The following is a 2,327-nucleotide window of genomic DNA, read 5'->3' as shown; positions in this document are numbered from 1 at the left end:
GGGGTGTGCAGCACCAGTTCGTCGATCACCGGGCAGTGGGCGTACTGGCCGGCGGCGATCAGTAACTCGATGTATCCGGTGCCGGGGAAGATGACGGTGTCGCCGATTTGGTGGCCGGCTAACCAGGGGTGGGTGGCGCTGGAGAGCCGTCCGCTGATCATGAGTTGGTCTTGGTCGGCCAGTTCGGTCCATGCCCCCAGCAGTGGGTGGTCGGGTTCGTCTAGGCCGGCGGCGCTGACATCAGCGCGGGTCGCGGGCGGTGTCCAGTAGGGGTGGTGTTGGAAGGGGTAGGTGGGTAGGGGGGTGGGGTGGGCGTGGGGGTAGAGGGTGGTCCAGGTGGGGGGGTGGCCGTGGGTGTGGAGGTGGGCCAGGGTGGTGGTCAGGGCGTCGAGGTCGTGGTGGTCGCGGTGCAGGGTGGTCAGGACGGTGGAGGTGCTGGTGTGGGTGCTGGTGTGGGTGCTGGTGTGGTGGGTGAGGGTGTCGGTCAGGGCGGGGGCGAGTACGGGGTGGGGGGATAGTTCGAGGAAGGTGTGGGGGCCTTGGTCGAGCAGGGTGGTGATGGCGTGGTGGAAGCGGACGGGTTCGCGGAGTTGGCGGGTCCAGTAGTCGGGGTCGGTGAGGTCTTCGGTGCGGGCGTGGTGGCCGGTCAGGGTGGAGATCAGGGGCAGGGTGGGGGGCTGGAAGTGCACGCCGGCGCACAGGGTGGCGAACTCGGGCAGGGCGGGGTCCATCGAGGGGGAGTGGAAGGCGTGGCTGACCCGCAGCGCGGTGGTGCGGTAGCCGGCGTCGTGGCAGGCGGTGGTGAAGGTGTCCAGCGCTGCGGCGGGCCCGGAGATCACCACCGAGGTGGGGCCGTTGACCGCGGCCAGGGCCAGGGTGGGGTCTTGGTCTAGCCACGGGCGCAGGTCGGCTTCGGTGGCGGCGACGGCCAGCATGGCCCCGGGGGGGCAGGCCTGCATCAACCGGCCGCGGGCAGCGACTATCCGGGCGGCATCAGCCAGCGTCATCACCCCGGCGACATGGGCGGCGCCCAGTTCTCCCACCGAATGCCCCACCAGGTAGTCCGGGCAGATACCGGCCTGGGTGAGCACCTGGTACAGGGCCACCGAGACCGCGAACAACGCGGGCTGGGCGTAGGCGGTGCTGTCGAGCAACTCGGCTGCCTCGGTGTCGGCCGGGGCGAAGATCACCGAGGCCAGCGGCACCGGCAGGTGCGGGTCAAACGCCGCGCACACCTGCTCGAGGGCCTCCGCGAAACCGCGGTGTCCCTCGCGTAACACCGTGGTCATCCCCGGGTACTGAGCGCCCTGGCCGGGGAACACGAACACCGTCTTCGGGCGCCGGTGGGCCAGGAAATGATGCCGGGCCACCCCGGGATGGGGTTCATCGGCGGCCACCGCGGCCAGCGCGGCCAGCAACTCCGCACGGGCATCGGCGGCCCCGGCAGGCACCGTCAGCGCGGCCCGGTACGGGTGGTGGGTGCGGGTGGTGGCCAGACTGTAGGCCAGATCGGTCAACTCCACCTCGGGGTGTGCCCGCAGGTGCTGATGCAGCCGGGCCGCGGCAGCACCCAACGCCGCAGGCGTGCGCGCCGAGACCGTCCACACCCGCATCGGCGGGGTGCCCCCAGCCTGGGGGTCGGGGTCCTCAGGGGTGGGAGCCGGTGGCGGGGTGGGGGGTTGCTGGATGATCAGGTGGGCGTTGGTGCCGCTGATCCCGAACGAAGACACCGCCGCGGTGCGGGGATGATCAGTCACCGGCCACGGCGTGGGTTCGGTGACTAATTGCACGGTGCCGCTGGACCAGTCGATATGCGGGCTGGGGGCATCCACATGCAACGTCGGCGGCACCATCGCGTGTCTCAGGGCGGTGATCATCTTGATCAACCCCGCCGCCCCCGCCGCGGCCTGGGTATGACCGATATTGGACTTCACCGACCCCAACCACAGCGGATGATCCCGATCCCGCGCCGCCCCGTAAGTGGCTAACAGCGCCCCGGCTTCGATCGGATCCCCCAACGTGGTGCCCGTGCCATGAGCCTCCACCACATCCACCTCAGCCAACCCGATCCCGGCATTAGCCGCGGCTTGGGTGATCACCCGCTGCTGAGCCGGCCCGTTGGGCGCCGTCAACCCATTAGAGGCGCCGTCCTGATTGACCGCCGACCCCGCGATCAGCGCCAACACCGGATGCCGATGACGCTGGGCATCGCTGAGACGCTCCAACACCACCACCGCCGCACCCTCACCCCACCCCGTCCCATCCGCCGCCGCCGCGAACGCCTTACACCGCCCATCACCAGCCAACCCCCGCTGACGGGCGAACTC

General features: G+C 70.4%; 1 protein-coding gene and 1 pseudogene. Both read right to left on the bottom strand.

Features of this window, described 5'->3' with window-relative positions:
* Window positions 1-2,234, bottom strand: a 2,234-nt coding sequence (locus tag AC5Y7D_RS30750; protein WP_499929940.1) for a type I polyketide synthase, incomplete at its 3' end; no start/stop codon positions are given.
* A gap of 27 nt (window positions 2,235-2,261) precedes the next feature.
* Window positions 2,262-2,306, bottom strand: a pseudogene (locus tag AC5Y7D_RS30745) (hypothetical protein); the annotation flags it as partial.
* Window positions 2,307-2,327 lie beyond the last annotated feature (21 nt).

Source organism: Mycobacterium sp. NGS49 (assembly GCF_059812565.1).
Note: the sequence above shows the minus strand (reverse complement) of the source record. Positions and strands in the feature narration are given on the sequence as shown.